Below are 16005 nucleotides of genomic sequence, written 5' to 3' on the forward strand. Positions count from 1 at the left end.
GGCAGGTCGTCAGCTCTGGTCGAGCAGGGTCAGCAGTTCGTCGTTGTAGAAGTCGTCGATGGAGCACGCGCCCGACAGCGTGGAGAAGTAGCGGTCGATGTGCTGCTGGTGGCCGACCAGTTTGCGCAGCATGTCGGTGCGGCCCTCGGGCTTGAGTTCGGCGACGTTCAGGGCGCCCTGGTAGTGGTTGAGGGCCTCGTCGCCCAGGCTGTTCTCGTAGCGGCGCAGGGCCGGTTTGAGGGCGGTGTCCTCGTGGAGGTTCTGGCCGATGGCGTCGGTGAGGGTCTGGGCCTGGACGAAGGCTTCGGTGATGCCGCGGGCGGTGATGGAGTCCTTGTGGTTGACGGCGTCGCCGACCAGGACCCAGCCGGGGCCGTAGGCCTTGCGGAAGTAGTTGTCCTGGTGGCCGGTTCCGTAGAGCTGCTCGACGCGCTCGCCGGACTGCATGCGCTCGTACAGTTCGGGGGCGGTGGTGCGGAAGGCGTCGAGGTAGGCGGGTTCCACGGCTTTGCGGACGTGGCCGAAGTCCTCCTGCGGGAAGTACGCCATGAGCAGGGTGAGGTCGTCGTTGGTGGGCAGGACGCCGATCCAGCGGCCGGTGCGCTCGTAGAGCTCGAAGTCGGAGGGGACGCCGGCCCAGTAGCTGTAGTAGGTGCAGGTCATCCTTGGGTGTTCGATGACGTTGGGGGCGCCGGTCTTGCGGGCGACCAGGGAGCGCATGCCGTCCGCGCCGACGACCAGGCGGGCCTGTTCGGTGGTGACGGTGCCGGCGGGCGTGGTGTAGCGCACACCGGTGACGCGGTCGCCGTCGAAGAGGAGGTCGTTGACCGCGCAGCCCTGCTGGAAGTCCACGCCGGCCGCGACCGCGCCGTCGGCGAGGATCGGGTCCAGGACGTAGCGCCGGGGCGCGTAGGTGGTGCGCAGGCCGTCGATGGGCAGGGAGAAGCCCTCGATGCGCACGCCGGGGCCCTCGTAGCGCTGGTGGGTGATCGGCTGGGCGCCCGAGTCGCGGATCTTGTCCAGCAGGCCCCACCGGTTGAGGAGGGCGATGCCCTGCTGGTGGATGTAGTGCGAGGAGAGGGTGTCCTGCGGGAAACACGCTTTCTCCAGGAGCAGGACGCGATATCCCTGCTGTGCGAAAAGCATGGCCGTCGGCGAACCCGCACAACGGGCACCTATGACAATCACGTCGTACATGGCGCCTCTCTTACCGGATGGTTTTTGGCACGGTTCGGCCGCGGCCGGAAATGCCAGGGCGTGATGGGGGTGCACTGTTCGCTGCGGCCCGCCGAATTAGAGAAAAGGGGGCGGTGGCCGTGGACGAATTCGAGGCTATCCGGCCCGGGCGGGCGGGATGAAGAGATGCCGCGGACCGTGAAAGGACGGCCGTGGAAAGGGTGTTGCACTGGGTGCGGGTATGGCGGGGTGTCCCGCCGGCGGGACGGCGCAGCGCCTGCCGGGGCCCGCCGGTGCCGGTGGCGGTGGCGGTGGCGGTGGCGGTGGCGGTTATGGGGCGAGGGCGGCCTGGGAGTCGATGTAGGCGGCGATCGACGTCACGGTCGGGTTGAGGAACATCTGGTCCATGGGGACTTCGGCGCCCAGTTCCTCGATGAAGGCGCCCTGAATCCTGATCATGATCAGGGACTGGCCGCCCAGGGCGAAGAAATCGTCGTCGGGTGTGATGTCGTCCCGCTGGAGTTCCCGGCACCAGATGGCGCGGACGCGGTCGGCGGTCATCGCTTTCCTCTCGGTTGTCGTCACGGCCAAGGGCTCGGTCAGGCCGCGGTGTTGCTGCCGGCGTACTGGGTGCGGCAGATGTCTGCCAGGGCGGCGCGGTCCACTTTTCCGTGCGGGCTCAGCGGAATGCGCAGGATGTTCGTGAACCGGGACGGCACCATGTTCCGCGGCAGGGTCCACAGCAGGCGGGTGCGCAGGTCGTCCTCGGCGAGGTCGCTGCCCGAGGGGACGACGAACGCGTTGAGTTCGGCTTCGCCGGCGTCGTTGTGGGTGACCACCACGGCCGCCTCGCGGACGCCGGCCAGCCGGCCCAGGGCGCGTTCGATGTCGGTGGGGTCGATCCGCATGCCCCGCACCTTGATCTGGGCGTCCATGCGTCCGGCGACGACGAGTTCACCGCTGTCGTCGATCCGGCCGCGGTCCCCCGTGCGGTACAGGCGCAGGGGCGTCCCCTCGACGTCGATGGTCGTGAACTTGGCGTTCTCGGGGCCGCCGGCACCCAGGTAGCCGGCGCCGACGCCGGCCCCGGAGATGCAGATCTCGCCGTCCTGGCCCGCCCGGACCTCGCGCAGGTCGGCGTCCAGGAGGTGGATGGCGGTGTTGTGGGCGGGCCGGCCTACGGGGGCGATGTCGTGCTCGCCGGGCCGGTAATGGGCCAGGTCGAAGGAGGTGGCGACGTCCGTGCACTCGGCGACGCCGTACTGGTGCAGCAGGGTGCAGGTGGTGCCCGGGCGGCGCGCGAAGTGGGTGAGGCGTTCGGTCTTGAGCGGCTCCCCGCCGAACAGCACGTAGTCGAGCCGGGCGAGCGCGTCGCCGCCGCGTGCGTTCTCCCAGTCGACCAGCAGGTACAGGGTGCTGGAGGCGCAGTGCACGATGCGGATGTCGTACTGGCCGAGCATGCGGTAGGCGAGCATGGCGTCGAAGTTGCGGCTGGCCATCAGGTGCTGGGTGGCGCCGCAGAACAGCGGTGTCATCAGGGCGCGTTGGGACAGGTCGAAGCCGAAGGCGGAGACGACCAGGTTGTGGGAGCCGCGGTGCAGGCCGTACTCGAGCTGGAGCCAGTTCATGAGGTTGAACCAGCCCTCGTGGCGGACGGCGGCCAGTTTGGGGGTGCCGGTCGAGCCGGAGGTGAACACCGCGTAGCAGAGGTCGTCGCCGGTGACGTGGACGTCGGGGGCCTTTGCCGGCAGGGTCGCGAGGTGGCCGGCGAGCTGTTCGAGGTCGATGACCTCGGCGCCCGCGGACTCGACCATCGTGGCCGTGGCCGGGGAGGCGACGATCAGGGCGAGGCCGGGTACCTGGCCGAGCAGCAGCTGCAGGCGGGCGGCGGGGTAGGCGGGGTCGAAGGGCACGTAGGCCGCGCCGGCCTTCAGGGTGCCGAGGATGGCGACGATCATGTCGATCGAGTAGTCGAGGCAGACGCCGACCTTCGCGCCGCGGCTGTGGCCGCGTGCGGTGAGGTAGTGCGCGAACCGGTTCGCGCGCGCGTTGAGTTCCGCGTACGTCACCTGCCGGCCGGACCATACGACGGCCACCGCGTCGGGGGTGGCCCTGGCGTGCTCCTCGAACCGCCGGTGGACGACGGGTGAGGGCGGCAGGGCCACCCGCTTTCCCTGAAGGATCATCAACTGACTCCGATGTGTGAGGTGTCCGGTCGGGTGGGCCCGCCGCGGCACCTGGGCAGAGGGTTCGCCCCGGGCACGCCGGGGCGGTGTGCGCTCAGGCGCTCTGGCGTTCGGCGCTCTCCAGGATCCGGGCCACCCACTTGTCGACGGGCAGTCCGTGCGCGGCGGCGGCCTTGGAGCAGTACTCCAGTTGGCCGGCGGACAGCTCGATGGTCAGTGTGGTGACCTTCTTCCCGTCCTGCCCGCCGGCCTGCGGCGTGGTCCCGGTGCCGGCGTCCTGCCCGCCGTCGCCGGCGGTGTCGGTGAGCTCGGCCCGGTCGCTCTGCACGGCCAGGCTGGCGCGTACCGCGCGGCGCAGTTCGTTGCGCGACCACTTCTGCTGTTCCGCCTTGCGCAGCCAGTAGTCCTGTTCCGGCGGGGACAGCCGGGTCACCTCGGCGTGGTGGGCGAAGCTGAGGCTGTCGCGGCGCCGGTCGTGGTCGAAACGGCGGGCCACCCAGGCGTAGTTGCGCAGGGTCTGGTAGTCGAGTCCGGTCCGCTCGACGGCCTCCTTGTAGCGCCGCCACCCATAGGTGGCCTCTCCGTAGATCAGCCAGTCGGCGAGCCACCAGGCGGAGGAGTTCACCAGTTCCCGCAGGTTGGCCCCGATCTGTTCCCAGGACCGCTCGGAGAGGTTCTGGGGGAAGACCATCCCCGACTTCTGCACCGTGGCGTGCGTCCCCACGAAGGACAGGACCACATCGCGCTGGGCCGGCTCCCCCGTGGTGTGCGGCCTCGGCTTGTACCTGTTCGCAGTTCTCACAGCGCCCGTCACAACCTTCATCTCCCAACTCACAGTGTTCGCCCGGTCTTGGACCGCTCCCCCGGCCGTGCCGGGCGGCGGTCGCCGCCGCCGGCCGGGGCCGGCCCGCTCACATCGCTCGCGCGTGCCGGGACGCGGCAGGCGAGCGGGCCGGCGTGCCCGGGGCACCGCGGGGCCCGCTGGCGGACCCCGCGGTCTGACGTTGCGTCAGTCCGGTTCGGTGGGTGTGGTGTTCAGTCCGCGGCCATGGCCTCGCGCAGGCTCCGCGGGCGCAGGTCGGTCCAGTTCGACTCGACGTACTCCAGGCACTCGGCGCGGGCCGCCTCGCCGAAGACCACGCGCCAGCCGGCGGGCACCTCGGCGAACGCCGGCCACAGGGAGTGCTGCTCCTCGTCGTTGACCACAACGTTGAAGCGGCCGTCCTCGTCATCGAAGGGGTTCGTGCTCAACTGGCACCGTCCTTAACCGTCATGGGTGACTCGCGATGGGCTGTCGCCGGGCCGGGTGCGTGAGCGCACCGGGCGGGGTTCGCCGGCCGGCGTTGTCCGGTCGACGGGACACCCGGGCGTCCGGTCGACAGGACACCCGGCGTGGGTGCGACCCCGGCGTTGCCCCGACCGTAAGGAGCGGGCCACCGGCACAACAAGGGGCGCCGTCACGCCGCCCGCCCCGTCGGGGCAAGGGCCCGCACCGGGCGGGGATCCTCTGTACCGGGCCGGGTTCCTGTGCCACGATGCGCGGCCGCCCCGCCCAGGTCTCCGGGCGGGGCGCGGAGCGGCTGGAGGCCCGGTTCAGAGCGGCTCGACGACGGGGTCAACACGGTTCGAGTGACGGGGAGTTCGGCGGAGGCCCGGCCGTGTGTGTCCCCGGGTGTGTGTCCCCTGGTGTGTGTCCCCTGGTGTGTTCGATACCGGGGGGCCGGGTGCTCGTGCGGGTGCCGTCGCGGGCGGGGTGGCGCAGGCCGCAACGGTGCCGCAGCGGCGGGGGCGCTGCCGGGGGTGGGGGCCGGACGAGGTGCCGGGCGCGCGGGGCGCTGCTCGCTCGCGCGAGGACCCGGTCACGGTGCGGGACCGTGGGGGTGTGGGGGCGTGCTTCGGTCCCCGCACCAATTTCGCCTGCTCGGGGCGCGAGGTGACGCCGGCCAAGCCGGGTCGCGTCCGGTGCTGCGAACGGCGCGGGCCGGCGTTCGGGCAGCGCGCGTCCCCCGTGCGCGGGGTGCGCCGGCTCGGGGCGTACGGGGGCTCGGCGGGCCGGAGTTGGCCGCGGCCGGGGGCCGGTCGTGGTCCTGCGCCGGCGGGGTGCCTGCCCGCGCCGACCGGGGTGGCTCTCGCGCCGGGCGAACGGCGTCATCGGCTGCCTGCCCGGGGGCGGGCGGGGTCGCGTGTCGATGGGTCCGGGGCGTTCTCGGTGTCCGCGCCGCGGTGTCACGCCGCGTGGTGCTCCGCGCCGTGCGGGCGGTGTTGGCAGCACAGGCCCCGGCAGCGGGAACGCACGACTCCCGGCCGCGCGTGGGGAGTTGTACACCGCTTCGCGTCCCGGCCCCGCAGACCGTGCATGCGGGGCCGGGACGCGGAGGCCGCGGCTACGGCACTCGGGGGCCGTATGCGTGGCCGAGGACCTCGTGCTCCCGCCGGGAAGGCAGGTACGCGCTGCGGGGAGCCTGGAGGTGGTCAGTCGATGCCGCGCACGATGTGCGGTTCGGCGGAGACCGCCGCCTCGTCGTCCGCTCCGGCGAGCCGCAGCGGCGGGGCGCCGGCCTGTGCCGTGCCGCCGACATAGCTGTGGGTGTGGGCGTGGCGCAGTGGCTGGTCGAGTTCTTGCCAGTCGTCGTTCACCGGTTCGTCCCTTCGCCGGACTTCGCTGTCCTGGGCGCAGATTGGCCGATCGGACACCACGGCGTCGAAGGGCGCTCGCGTTGTCCCGGGAGCGGCCTGGGACCGGGGCGGTGCCGCCGGTCCTGACGTACGGATGCGAGATCGTCTGCCTCGCGATGCTGGAGCTGGGCGGGAGCGTACGGCGGCCAGGCCCGTGGGGCGTGCGCTCCGGTTCGAGCGGCGGTGCGGGCCCCTCGCCTTGTGGGCGGGGCCTCGGTACGGGCCTGGCCGGCCGCGTCGCTGGTGCCAACTCCTTCAATCTAGCGACGGTCGGTGCGGGGCCGGTCGAGTCCTGGTCGAGACCGAGGGGGCGGCTGGTGCCCCGGTCGGTGACGCGGCCGGCGGGCGGGCCCGGCCGCTGGGCGGCGGGGCCGCGCCGCTGTGGGCGCAGGCGGCGGAAAAGGGGCAGGCGTACGGCTCGTGAGGGCGGCGCGGCCGGCGGGGGTGCGGGGCGGCCGGCGGGGGTGCGGGGCGGCCGGTCCGCCGGCCGGCGGGGGGCCCGGTGCACGGTGGAGGCGGGCGGTCCGGGGCGGGTGGTGCCGTACCTCGCCTGAGGGCCGCTCGAAAGCCGCCACAGCCGCGGCACAGGGCGCCCGGTGGCCGGAACATGACGGGCGCGCGCCGTTCTATGGTCCCCGGGACGCGGCCCGATCCGAGGGAGAGCGATGAACAGCACACGACCTGCCCTGCGCCTGTTCGTCCTGCACCATGCGGGCGGCTCGCACCTGCTCTACCGCACCTGGCCGGCCGCTCTGCCCCCGTCGTGGGACGTCCGGCTGCTCGACGCCCCGGGCCACGGGCTGCTCCTCGACAGGGCGCAGATCACCGACGCCGGCCGCCTCGCGGACCATCTGCTGGATGGTATCGAGGCGGAACTGGACTGCCCCTACGCCCTGTTCGGGCACAGCATGGGCGCCCTGCTGACGTACGAGATCACCCGGCGGATCCTCGCGCGGGGCCTGCCGCTGCCGGTGTGGGCGGGGGTCTCGGCGCGGACCGCGCCGCAGCCGGCCGGGCAGGGGACGCGCTACCACCAGCTGCCCGACGCCGAACTGCGGGAGCGTCTGAAGCTGCTCGGCGGCACACCCGTCGACGTCCTGGAGGACCCCGAGCTGTGGGCCCTGTTCGAGCCGGTCATCCGGGCCGACCTGCGTCTGGTGGAGACCTGGCACCTCCCGGCGGACGCCGCCGTACTGCCGGTGGCGCTGTCCGCCTACGCGGGCGGCGCGGACCATTCCGCCCCGCCCGCCTCGATGACCGGCTGGGCCCGGCACTTCGGGCACTTCCTGGGCTTGCGGGTCTTTGACGGCGGTCACTTCTACTTCGCCGACGATCCCTCGCCGCTGCTGCGGCAGATCCAGCGGGACGCGACCGCCGCGCTCGACGCGGCGGCCCCGGCCCGCACCCGCTGAACCCCCGGCCCGGACCCGCCCTGTGCGGGCGGCCCGTCGCGCGGGACGCACCGCCGGACCGGGCGGTGCGTGCACGGCGCAGCCCCGCACTGCGCAGCGACCTCGCAGCCCAGCCACGTATCGACAGACGAACGTCAGGAGCCAGAACATGAGGACAGGCAAGAGATCCCGGGCCGGTGCGGTCGGTGTGGCGGCGCTCGCGCTGACGGCGAGCGCGTTCACCGCTCCCGCCCAGGCGGCGCGGGACACCACCCCTGCGGCGGCCGCCCACCAGGCGACGCAGCGGGCACTCGATGCGGCCGTCGCGGCCGGTGTCCCCGGCGTCAGCGCCCAGGCGCGCGACGCCGACGGGGTGTGGAAGGCGGCGGCGGGCGTCGGCGACCGGACCACGGGTGCGGCGCGCGGCACCGACGACCGGTTCCGCGTCGGGAACATCACCGACACCTTCGTCGCCACGGTGCTGCTCCAGATGGAGGCGGAGAAGAAGCTGAGCCTGGACGACAGCGTGGACCGCTATCTGCCGGGCCTGGTGAGCGGCAACGGCAACGACGGCCGTGCGATCACCGTGCGCCAGCTCCTCAACCACACCAGCGGCCTGTTCGACTACGTCTCGGACCCGGCGTACGGGCAGAGGTATCTGACGGGTGAGGGCTATCTGCGCCACCGCTACGACACGCTGACGCCCCTGACGCGGGTGAAGGTGGCCCTCGCGCACCCGCCGGCGTTCCAGCCCGGCGTGCGGCACTGGTTCTCCAACACCAACGACGTCCTGGCCGCCCTCGTGGTGGAGAAGGCCGGCGGCCGGTCCTACGAGGACGAGGTGCGCCGGCGGATCATCGAGCCGCTCGGGCTCACGGCGACGTCGAATCCCGGCGAGCGCACCGGCCTGCCCCGGCCCAGCAGCCGCGGCTACTCCAGGCTGTTCGCCGCGCAGCCGGAGCGGATCGACGACGTGACCGCGGTGAACGGGTCGCAGAGCTGGGGCAACGGCGACATCATCTCCAGCGCCGGGGACCTGAACCGCTTCTTCGGCGCCCTGCTGCGCGGAAGGCTGCTGCCGGCGCGGCAGTTGAAGGAGCTCGAGCGGACCGTCGAGAACCCCGACTTCCCCGGCTCGTCCTACGGGCTGGGCATCGAGCGGCTCACGCTGGGCTGCGGCATCACCCTCTGGTACCACGACGGCGGCGCGGTGGGCTGGCTGTCGCTGTCCGCCCTGACCGAGGACGGCAGCCACCAGCTGACGTTCAACTACAACAGCAACTGGGGTGCGGAAACGGTCCTGCCCGTCCTGGACGCCGAGTTCTGCCCGGCGCCGTCCGCCGCGCACTGAGGCGGCCCGGCGGCCGTGGTGCTCCGTCCTTTCAGCGGCGCGCGTCGTGCCGGCGGGACGGCCCCCCACCACCCCGCCCGCCTCCTCCCCCGGCGGGCGGGGCCGTGGGGCAGAGGTGTTCGCCGTGCGGCAGTTCGAGTTCGGCTCCGGTTCCTCTCCAGCCCGCGCTGGAAGAGTCTTCGCCGGTCGTGTGCCACACCCCCTTCTTCCACTGGAGGCATGATGGAGCGTCAGGCCGGTCGAACCGCGGGGTCGCACGGCGGCCCGGCCACCGCTCTTGCGCAGGGCGCGCCGCCCCCGTCGCGCGCGGCGGGGGCGCGGGCACGCCGGGGCCAGGTGCTGACGACCCGGGTGGGTCTGCAGATGCCGGAGCTGATGGCGTACGACGAGTGGGAGCGGGCCGGGCGTCAGCTCGCCGATGTCCTCGACTCCTCGTCGTGGTGGCTGGGCGACTGGCTGGTCTACGGCAAGGACCACTACACCGACCGCTACCAGCGCGGGATACGCGCGGTGGGTCTCTCCTACCAGACGCTGCGCAACTACGCGTGGGTGTCGCGGCGTTTTCCTCATCCGCGGCGCCGGGCGGCGCTGAGTTTCCAGCACCACGCCGAGCTGGCGTCGTTGCCGGCCGAGGAGCAGGACCGGTGGCTGGAGCGGGCCGAGCGGCAGCAGTGGACGACCAAGCAGCTGCGCAGTGCGCTGCGCGCCGCGCGCCGCAGTGAGCAGCAGCCGCCGGCCGCCGCGGAGGCCGGTCAGCGTCTGGATCTGCCCGGCAGCCGCCTGCAGTGGTGGCACCGGGCGGCGGAGCAGCTGGGTGTCGACTTCGAGCAGTGGGTGACGGCGACGCTGGACAGTGCGGCCGCCACCGCCCTGAGGGACCCGGACGCGGCCGGGGCGCAGCGGGAGGTATCCGCGCCGCGGGACGCCGGCGCCCTGCCGGCACCGGCCGCCGGCGTCCCCGCCGCGGGAGCGGGCGCCGGGGGTGCGGGCCAGGGCGGCACGGCCGGGGGTGGCCGCAGGGTTGGGGCGGTGGCCGTCAGCGCCTGACCTTTCTGGCGCTGCGGCCCCGCTTCCCTTGCGTTGCTCGGGTTCCGCCGCCGCTCAGGGCAGCCGGCTCATCAGGCCGGCCGTCTCGCGTTTGTAGGTGCAGGCGCTCTGCCCGAACGACTCCCGGACCCGCTCGCGGACCTCGCCGGGCTGTTCCTGGCTGAGCTTGAACATGCCCTCGGCGCCCGTCACGGTGAAGCGGAAGGCTCCCACGGCGGGTGCGATCTTGCGGAAGTAGCCCAGGGAGGCGGTCATGTCCCAGCCGTCGCCGAACCGTCCCTCGAAGGCGCGGACGGTGGACTCCACGACGCCCAGGGTCTCCTGCACCGAGTCGATCCTCTCCACCACGCCCCGTACGTGGACGGCGGTGAAGTTCCAGGTCGGGGCGGCCGGCGTCACCTCGTAGACGGTGGGTGAGACGTAGGAGTGCGGGCCGGTGAAGGTCAGCAGCAGGACGCTGCCCGACTCCAGGGCCGCCCAGTGCGGGTTCGCCCGGTTCATGTGTCCAAGGAGGGTGGCGCCGGGCAGGTCGCCGGTCCACTCCCCCGAGGTGTCGGGGTCGAAGATGACCGGCAGGTGGGTGGCGAACGGGCCGTCCTCGGGGCGGCCGTTGGCGGCCGCGAGGGCCAGTGGATTGGCGCGGATCAGGTCCACCATCCACGAACTGTCCGGTTCGCGGTAGGAGCTGGGCACGAACATGCGGATTCACCCTTTCAAAAGGCGGCTTCGGGCTCGACGGTGGATCGGAGAACAGCTCCGGTTCAGGGCACGGCCGATCCGAATTGCGCGCTGATCGCATTGCTCCGGGCATCTCGCTGTCGGCGGTGCCGCGCGGAGTTCAGAAATTTTGCGCCGACCATATCGTCGTCCCGCCGGCAGGACAACGCTTTCTGGTTGTCGCGCACTTCGAGTATCTCTCGAACGGTCTTCATGCCATCTTCAAGTTGCCTTTGAGAGGCTCTCCACAGCAACACTGCAGAACGGTCTCTCGGGCCACCGGCCGAGTTTTCCAGACGCAAGCGGGAGAGTTTTCTATGGGCATAACGGGCAGGCGCAGCCAGGAGATCTACGACGTGGTCGGTATCGGGTTCGGCCCGTCCAACCTGTCGCTCGCGATCGCCTTGGAGGAACACGGGGCGAGCGCTCCGGAACATCCGGTCACGTCCCATTTCTTCGAGCGGCAGCCTTCGTTCGGCTGGCACCGGAACATGCTGCTGCCGTCGACGACCATGCAGATCTCGTTCCTCAAGGACCTGGCGACCTTCAGGAATCCGATGTCCCGGTTCAGCTTCATCTCGTATCTGCACGCCGCGAACCGGCTGGTGCAGTTCGTCAACAACCAGGACTTCTTCCCGACCCGCCAGGAGTTCCACCAGTACCTGGAGTGGGCGGCGGCGGGTCTGAGCGACCGGGTCACCTACGGCGCGGAGGTCACCGCGATCCGGCCCGGCACCGAGGGCGGGGTGCGCAATCCCGACCTCATCGAGGTCGAGGTCCGGGCGTGCGACGGCACGGTCAGCCGGGTCACCGCCCGCAACGTGGCCATCTCCACGGGCCTGGTGCCGCGGCTGCCGGACGGGGTGAACGCGGATGAACGGGTGTGGCACAGCTCGCAGTTCCTGGGCCGCTTCAACGAACAGGACCCGGCCGGCCTGAAGAGTGTGGCGGTGGTCGGCGCCGGGCAGAGCGCGGCCGAGATCACCCGGTTCCTGCACGACGCGCTGCCAGACGCCCAGGTCTCGGCGGTCATCCCCTCCTACGGCTACTCCGTCGCCGACGACACCCCGTTCGCCAACCAGGTCTTCGACCCCGGCGCGGTCGACGAGTACTACTTCGGCAACGAGCGGGCCCAGGACGCGTTCTGGCGCTACCACCGCAACACCAACTACTCGGTGGTCGACGCGGATGTCATCCAGTCCCTCTACCAGCGGCTGTACGACGAGCAGGTGCGCGGCAGCCGACGCCTGCACTTTCGCAACCTGACCCGGGTCGCGGAGGTCAAACGGGCCGGCAGCGAGACGCGGGTGCTGCTGCGCTCGCTGCTGGACGACTCGACGGAGGAACTGGCCGTCGACGCACTGGTGTTCGCCACCGGCTACGACGGCCTGGACCCGGCCCGCCTGCTCGGCGACTTCGACCGGCACTTCGAGCGGGACGCGGCGGGCCGCCACCGGGTGGAGCGCGACTACCGTCTGGTCCCCGCGTCGGATCTGACCTGCGGCGTCTATCTGCAGGGCGGCACCGAGCACAGTCACGGCCTGTCGTCGGCGCTTTTGTCGAACATCGCCGTGCGCAGCGGTGAGATCGCCGACTCGATCGTGCTGGGGCGCACCGGGCGGGAGTGGGAGCGCGGCTGCCCGGTGCAGGCCCAACCCTCGGCCGTCTGACCGGGCGCCATCCCCGGGCGGGCGACGCCCGGGCCCCCCGGTGCCGTGGCTGCGGCACCGGGGACCACGAGCGGACCGCCGCGGCCCTTCGGGTGCGCCCGTTCACCGTGCACGGCGTCCACCGGCTCGCGGAACACCCGCGCCGCGCACCGTTCCCGAGCGAAATGCGAGCCGAATTCGAGCGGATTGCGAGCGGCCCGCGAGGAGAATTCGAGCGGGATCCGTCCCTCATCCGCCCCTCCGGTTCAACACGTCGAAAAGGGTGGAGCAAATGCCCCTGCGGGGATCGGCGGTACCGGTGGGAGCGGCACAACCGGCCGATCGGGCGGCGCGCCCGGTCGCGGAATCGCCGGGGTCCTTGCCGTCCGTTGCGGATTCTGGGCGGGAATTCTTGCGCCCGGGGTCGCGGCGGGTGCCGGGCGGTTGTCCTGCCGGCAGGACGTGCCGGCCCGCGGCGGCGGTATGCGGAAAGGAGCGAAGAAGCCGCTCGTGTGCGCGTGTTGACGGGAATCGGCTTCCGTCGGCCGGTGTGCGGCGCGATGATGGCGGCGCGTTCGGCGAGCGGGCCGGCAGGTGTTCACCTTCCCAAGAGGGCGCCGTACAGCCAAGTCCTTTCGTGCCGTCTTCAAGCGCATGTCCACCGGTCTGCGGGGTCCTGGTCGAAGCACTGCGATCCGCCTGACGGGGAATCCCGGCCCGCGCCCTGCTCCGCAGGAGTCCGTTTCCTCCCCGTCCTGAAGGACCGGGGTATCCACGGAGGAGTTTTGATGACCGTCAGCACCGTCAGCGTGCATCCCGCCCAGGCGAAGGCCTCGGCGGTCGGGGAGGCCCTGCCGTGGCTGGCCCGCCACCAGGGCCGCACGGTCGTCATCAAACTCGGCGGCCACGCCATGGTCGACGCCGGCCTCACGGCGGCCTTCGCCCGCGATGTCGTCTTCCTGCGCTACGCAGGGCTGCGACCCGTGGTGGTGCACGGCGGAGGCCCCCAGATCGACGCCGAGCTCGCGCGGCGCGGCCTTCAGCGCGAGTTCAGGGCCGGGCTGCGGGTCACCTCGCCGCCCGCGATGGAGGTGGTGCGGATGGTGCTGGCCGGGCAGGTGCAGCGCGAACTGGTCGGTCTGATCAACCGGTTCGGGCCGCTGGCCGTCGGCATGACCGGCGAGGACGGCGACACCCTCACCTCGGTGCGGCACGTGCCGTGGATCGACGGTGAGGCGGTGGACATCGGCCGGGTCGGCGACATCACGGCGGTGAACACCGGTGTCATCGAGGGCCTGCTGGCGGACGGCCGGATCCCGGTCGTCTCACCGCTGGCCCGCAGCGCCGAGGACGGCCTGGTCCACAACGTCAACGCCGACACCGTCGCCGCCGCCCTGGCCGGCGCGCTGAACGCGACGGCGCTCGTCATGCTGACGGACGTCGCGGGCCTGTACGCGGGCTGGCCGCACAGCGACGAGGTCATCGAGCAGCTGACGGCCGGCGAGCTGGAAAAACTCCTGCCCGAACTGAGCGAGGGCATGGTGCCCAAGATGACCGGCTGCCTGCACGCGGTGCGCGGCGGGGTGGGCGCGGCCCGGGTGATCGACGGGCGGGTCCCGCACGCGGTGCTCCTGCAGATGTTCGCCGGCCACCAGGCGGGCACGCTCATCGTGCCGGACCCGGACGAGGCGGAGCCCCGGCCGTGAACCACCGACCACTCCACCAACACCAGCAGCAGCAGCGGTGCGGGCGGGCTGTCCGGGCGAGTGGGCCCGTGGGCAGCGCGGACGACGCCACGCGAGCGAAGGCGAGGGCAGTGCCCGTGACCGACACCCCCTGGGCTCCCGACCCGGCCGGCACTGCCCCGCGCGCCGCGCCCTCCCCCGGGCCCGCACCCGGCCCGGCCGATCTGCCGGGCCAGGGCTATGACGTGGGTCCGGTGGCTGGGGCGGATCTCACGCCGCAGCGGGCCGCCGAACTGGCCGTCGCCGCCGAGAGCGTCGGCGGCCGGGCCCGCGAACTGGCCCGCCGCCTGACCCTCTCCCTGTCCCCCGAGGCCCGCAGGATCCTGCTGAGCGCCCTGACCGAAGCCGACCCCTACGACGTGGACGACGTGTACGACGGGGCCGGGGACGCGTACGACGCCGGGATGTACGAGGACGGCCCTGGCGGCGTGTACGACGACGGTGACACCGACGACGTCGGGGTGTACGCCGGTCGGGGCAGGCCGCTTTCCGGGGTGTCCGGTGCCGCGGCTGCTTCCCGTCCCGCCGGGCTGAGTCTCCTACCGGCACGCCAGGAGCGCGGGCCGGGCCCGGTGGGCGGCCGTGTCGGGTCCGGGGGCGGGGCGCCGGACGGGGTGGTGCGGCTGCGGTTCGCCGACGTGGTGGCGCTGGAGCGCGCGGGGGCCGCCTTCGGCGCGGGGCCGGGCGGGGGTGCGTTCAGCGATCCCGCGACGCTGACCCTGCAGATCCCCGGACAGGCGGGCACCGAGACGCTGCGGGCGGTCCTCGACGTGCTGGACGCGGCGGCGGTCACGGCCGAGTCGCTGACCGTGCACTCGCACGAACTCGCCGACGTGTTCTCCGCGTTGACCGGCCTGTCCTGAAGACTGCGGACGTCACCCCGCCCTGCCCTGCCCCCGGCGGGGACGGTGCGGAGCGGGGTGGCCCCGTGTCGGGTGCGGGGGTCAGGAGAGGTCGAGGGTGCAGCACTTGACGCTGCCGCCGGCCTTGAGGAGCTCGCCCAGGCTGACGCCGATGGGGTTGAAGCCGCGCTCCTTGAGCCGGCCGATGAGGCCGGTGGCCGCCTGGGGCAGCAGGACGTTGAGGCCGTCGCTGAAGGCGTTGAGGCCGAACACGGCGGCGTCCTGGGCGTCGGCGAGGACGGCGTCGGGGAACATTTCCCTGAGCACGGCCTGGCTGCCGGGGCTGAAGGCCGCCGGGTAGTACATGATCTCGTCCGGGGAGAGCACCGCGAGTGCGGTGTCCAGGTGGTAGAAGGCCGGGTCGACCAGGGTCAGGCCCGTCACGGGGAGGCCGAAGAACTCCTGGGCCTCGGCGTGGGAGCGGGCGTCGGTGCGAAAGCCGGTGCCGGCCAGCATCCGGCGTCCCACGCGCAGGTAGTCGCCCTCGCCCTCGTTGATGTGCTCGGGCCACAGCAGTTCGCGGTAGCCGTTGCGGGCGAACCAGTCGAGGTAGGCGGGTCCTTCCGCGGTGCGCTCGCGGTGGCGGAAGCGGGCGCCGAGGACCTTGCCGTCCACCACGGTGGCGCCGTTGGCGGCGAACACCATGTCCGGCAGGCCCTCGACGGGCTCGACGACCTCGACGGTGTGCCCCAAGGACACGTACAGCTCCCGCAGTTGCTCCCACTGGAGCAGGGCGGTCGCGGTGTCGGTCGGCTTGTCGGGGTTCATCCACGGGTTGATGCTGTAGGTGACGTCGAAGTACTGCGGGCGGCACATGAGCAGGCGGTGCGGTGCCGCGGTGCGTGGGGTGCGGGGTGTCTGTTCCTGGACTGCGGTGCCGGTCGACGGCATGGCGGGTCCTCCTGTGCTCTTCGTGGGAGAGGGGTGCGTGCCCGGCGTCGCGGGGTGTGCGGCGCCGGGCCCGGCCGGGCCCGAGGGCGGGCCGTCGTGCGCAACGGGTGCGGGGCCCGGATCCCGGGGTGGCGGGGTGCTCGGGCGGGGGTGGCCGCGCGGCGCAGCGGCGCCTCGGCCATTGGGTTGGAGCCCCGCCGGATACGGTCGACGAACTCCGTCAACTCCCCTGTTTTCAGAGGTGGTTGACGCCTTCCAGGCTAGCGGGGTGCGG

At 72.5% G+C, this 16005-nt stretch carries 14 protein-coding genes; 6 read left to right on the plus strand and 8 right to left on the minus strand.

The features are described from left to right. Window positions 1-9 precede the first annotated feature (9 nt). From ACIRQH_RS38940 to ACIRQH_RS38965, 6 genes are all read right to left on the minus strand, one after another. Window positions 10-1197, minus strand: a complete 1188-nt coding sequence (locus ACIRQH_RS38940; RefSeq protein ID WP_404230130.1) for an NAD(P)/FAD-dependent oxidoreductase — start codon at window positions 1195-1197, stop codon at window positions 10-12. Window positions 1198-1506: 309 nt separating this feature from the next. Next, window positions 1507-1737, minus strand: a complete 231-nt coding sequence (locus tag ACIRQH_RS38945) for a phosphopantetheine-binding protein (RefSeq protein ID WP_358820842.1) — start codon at window positions 1735-1737, stop codon at window positions 1507-1509. 38 nt (window positions 1738-1775) lie between these two features. Further along, entirely contained in the window at window positions 1776-3362 is a 1587-nt protein-coding gene (locus tag ACIRQH_RS38950) for an amino acid adenylation domain-containing protein (RefSeq protein ID WP_404230133.1), read from the minus strand. A gap of 94 nt (window positions 3363-3456) precedes the next feature. Then, window positions 3457-4164 carry an LmbU family transcriptional regulator gene (locus ACIRQH_RS38955; RefSeq protein ID WP_404230135.1) on the minus strand — a complete coding sequence of 236 codons (708 nt, stop codon included), beginning with the start codon at window positions 4162-4164 and terminating at the stop codon, window positions 3457-3459. Window positions 4165-4397: 233 nt separating this feature from the next. Next, window positions 4398-4613, minus strand: coding sequence for an MbtH family protein (locus ACIRQH_RS38960; protein WP_356176395.1), 216 nt, complete (start codon window positions 4611-4613; stop codon window positions 4398-4400). A 1221-nt stretch (window positions 4614-5834) separates the two neighbouring features. Further along, entirely contained in the window at window positions 5835-5999 is a 165-nt protein-coding gene (locus ACIRQH_RS38965; RefSeq protein WP_355879803.1) for a hypothetical protein, read from the minus strand. Between the two features lie 704 nt (window positions 6000-6703). Between ACIRQH_RS38965 and ACIRQH_RS38970 the strand changes: the two genes are divergently transcribed. The 3 genes from ACIRQH_RS38970 (at window position 6704) to ACIRQH_RS38980 (ending at window position 9827) form a co-directional block, all read left to right on the plus strand. After that, on the plus strand, window positions 6704-7450 hold the full coding sequence (locus tag ACIRQH_RS38970) for a thioesterase II family protein (RefSeq protein ID WP_404230138.1): 747 nt from the start codon (window positions 6704-6706) through the stop codon (window positions 7448-7450). A 148-nt stretch (window positions 7451-7598) separates the two neighbouring features. Further along, a complete protein-coding gene (locus ACIRQH_RS38975) occupies window positions 7599-8780 on the plus strand; it encodes a serine hydrolase domain-containing protein (protein WP_404230139.1) in 1182 nt (393 codons plus the stop codon). A gap of 219 nt (window positions 8781-8999) precedes the next feature. Then, window positions 9000-9827: an LmbU family transcriptional regulator gene (locus tag ACIRQH_RS38980; RefSeq protein WP_404230142.1), complete on the plus strand. Its 828-nt coding sequence runs from the start codon at window positions 9000-9002 to the stop codon at window positions 9825-9827. A 54-nt stretch (window positions 9828-9881) separates the two neighbouring features. Here the strand turns inward: ACIRQH_RS38980 and ACIRQH_RS38985 are convergent, their stop codons facing one another. Continuing rightward, window positions 9882-10526, minus strand: coding sequence for an FMN-binding negative transcriptional regulator (locus ACIRQH_RS38985; protein ID WP_358822405.1), 645 nt, complete (start codon window positions 10524-10526; stop codon window positions 9882-9884). A gap of 335 nt (window positions 10527-10861) precedes the next feature. Here ACIRQH_RS38985 and ACIRQH_RS38990 point away from each other — a divergent pair, with 335 nt between their 5' ends. The 3 genes from ACIRQH_RS38990 (at window position 10862) to ACIRQH_RS39000 (ending at window position 14801) form a co-directional block, all read left to right on the plus strand. Next, window positions 10862-12214, plus strand: a complete 1353-nt coding sequence (locus ACIRQH_RS38990) for a lysine N(6)-hydroxylase/L-ornithine N(5)-oxygenase family protein (protein ID WP_404230144.1) — start codon at window positions 10862-10864, stop codon at window positions 12212-12214. 767 nt (window positions 12215-12981) lie between these two features. Beyond that, a complete protein-coding gene (gene argB, locus ACIRQH_RS38995) occupies window positions 12982-13899 on the plus strand; it encodes an acetylglutamate kinase (protein WP_358822403.1) in 918 nt (305 codons plus the stop codon). 116 nt (window positions 13900-14015) lie between these two features. Continuing rightward, the gene (locus tag ACIRQH_RS39000; RefSeq protein WP_404230147.1) at window positions 14016-14801 is read left to right on the plus strand and encodes a hypothetical protein; all 786 of its coding nucleotides are present in this window, start codon (window positions 14016-14018) and stop codon (window positions 14799-14801) included. 81 nt (window positions 14802-14882) lie between these two features. Here the strand turns inward: ACIRQH_RS39000 and ddaH are convergent, their stop codons facing one another. Continuing rightward, window positions 14883-15731, minus strand: coding sequence for a dimethylargininase (gene ddaH / locus ACIRQH_RS39005; RefSeq protein ID WP_404230149.1), 849 nt, complete (start codon window positions 15729-15731; stop codon window positions 14883-14885). Between the last annotated feature and the right edge of the window lie 274 nt (window positions 15732-16005).

Origin of the sequence: Streptomyces sp. NPDC102279 (genome assembly GCF_044766365.1) — a bacterium.
Taxonomy (GTDB): Bacteria; Actinomycetota; Actinomycetes; order Streptomycetales; family Streptomycetaceae; genus Streptomyces.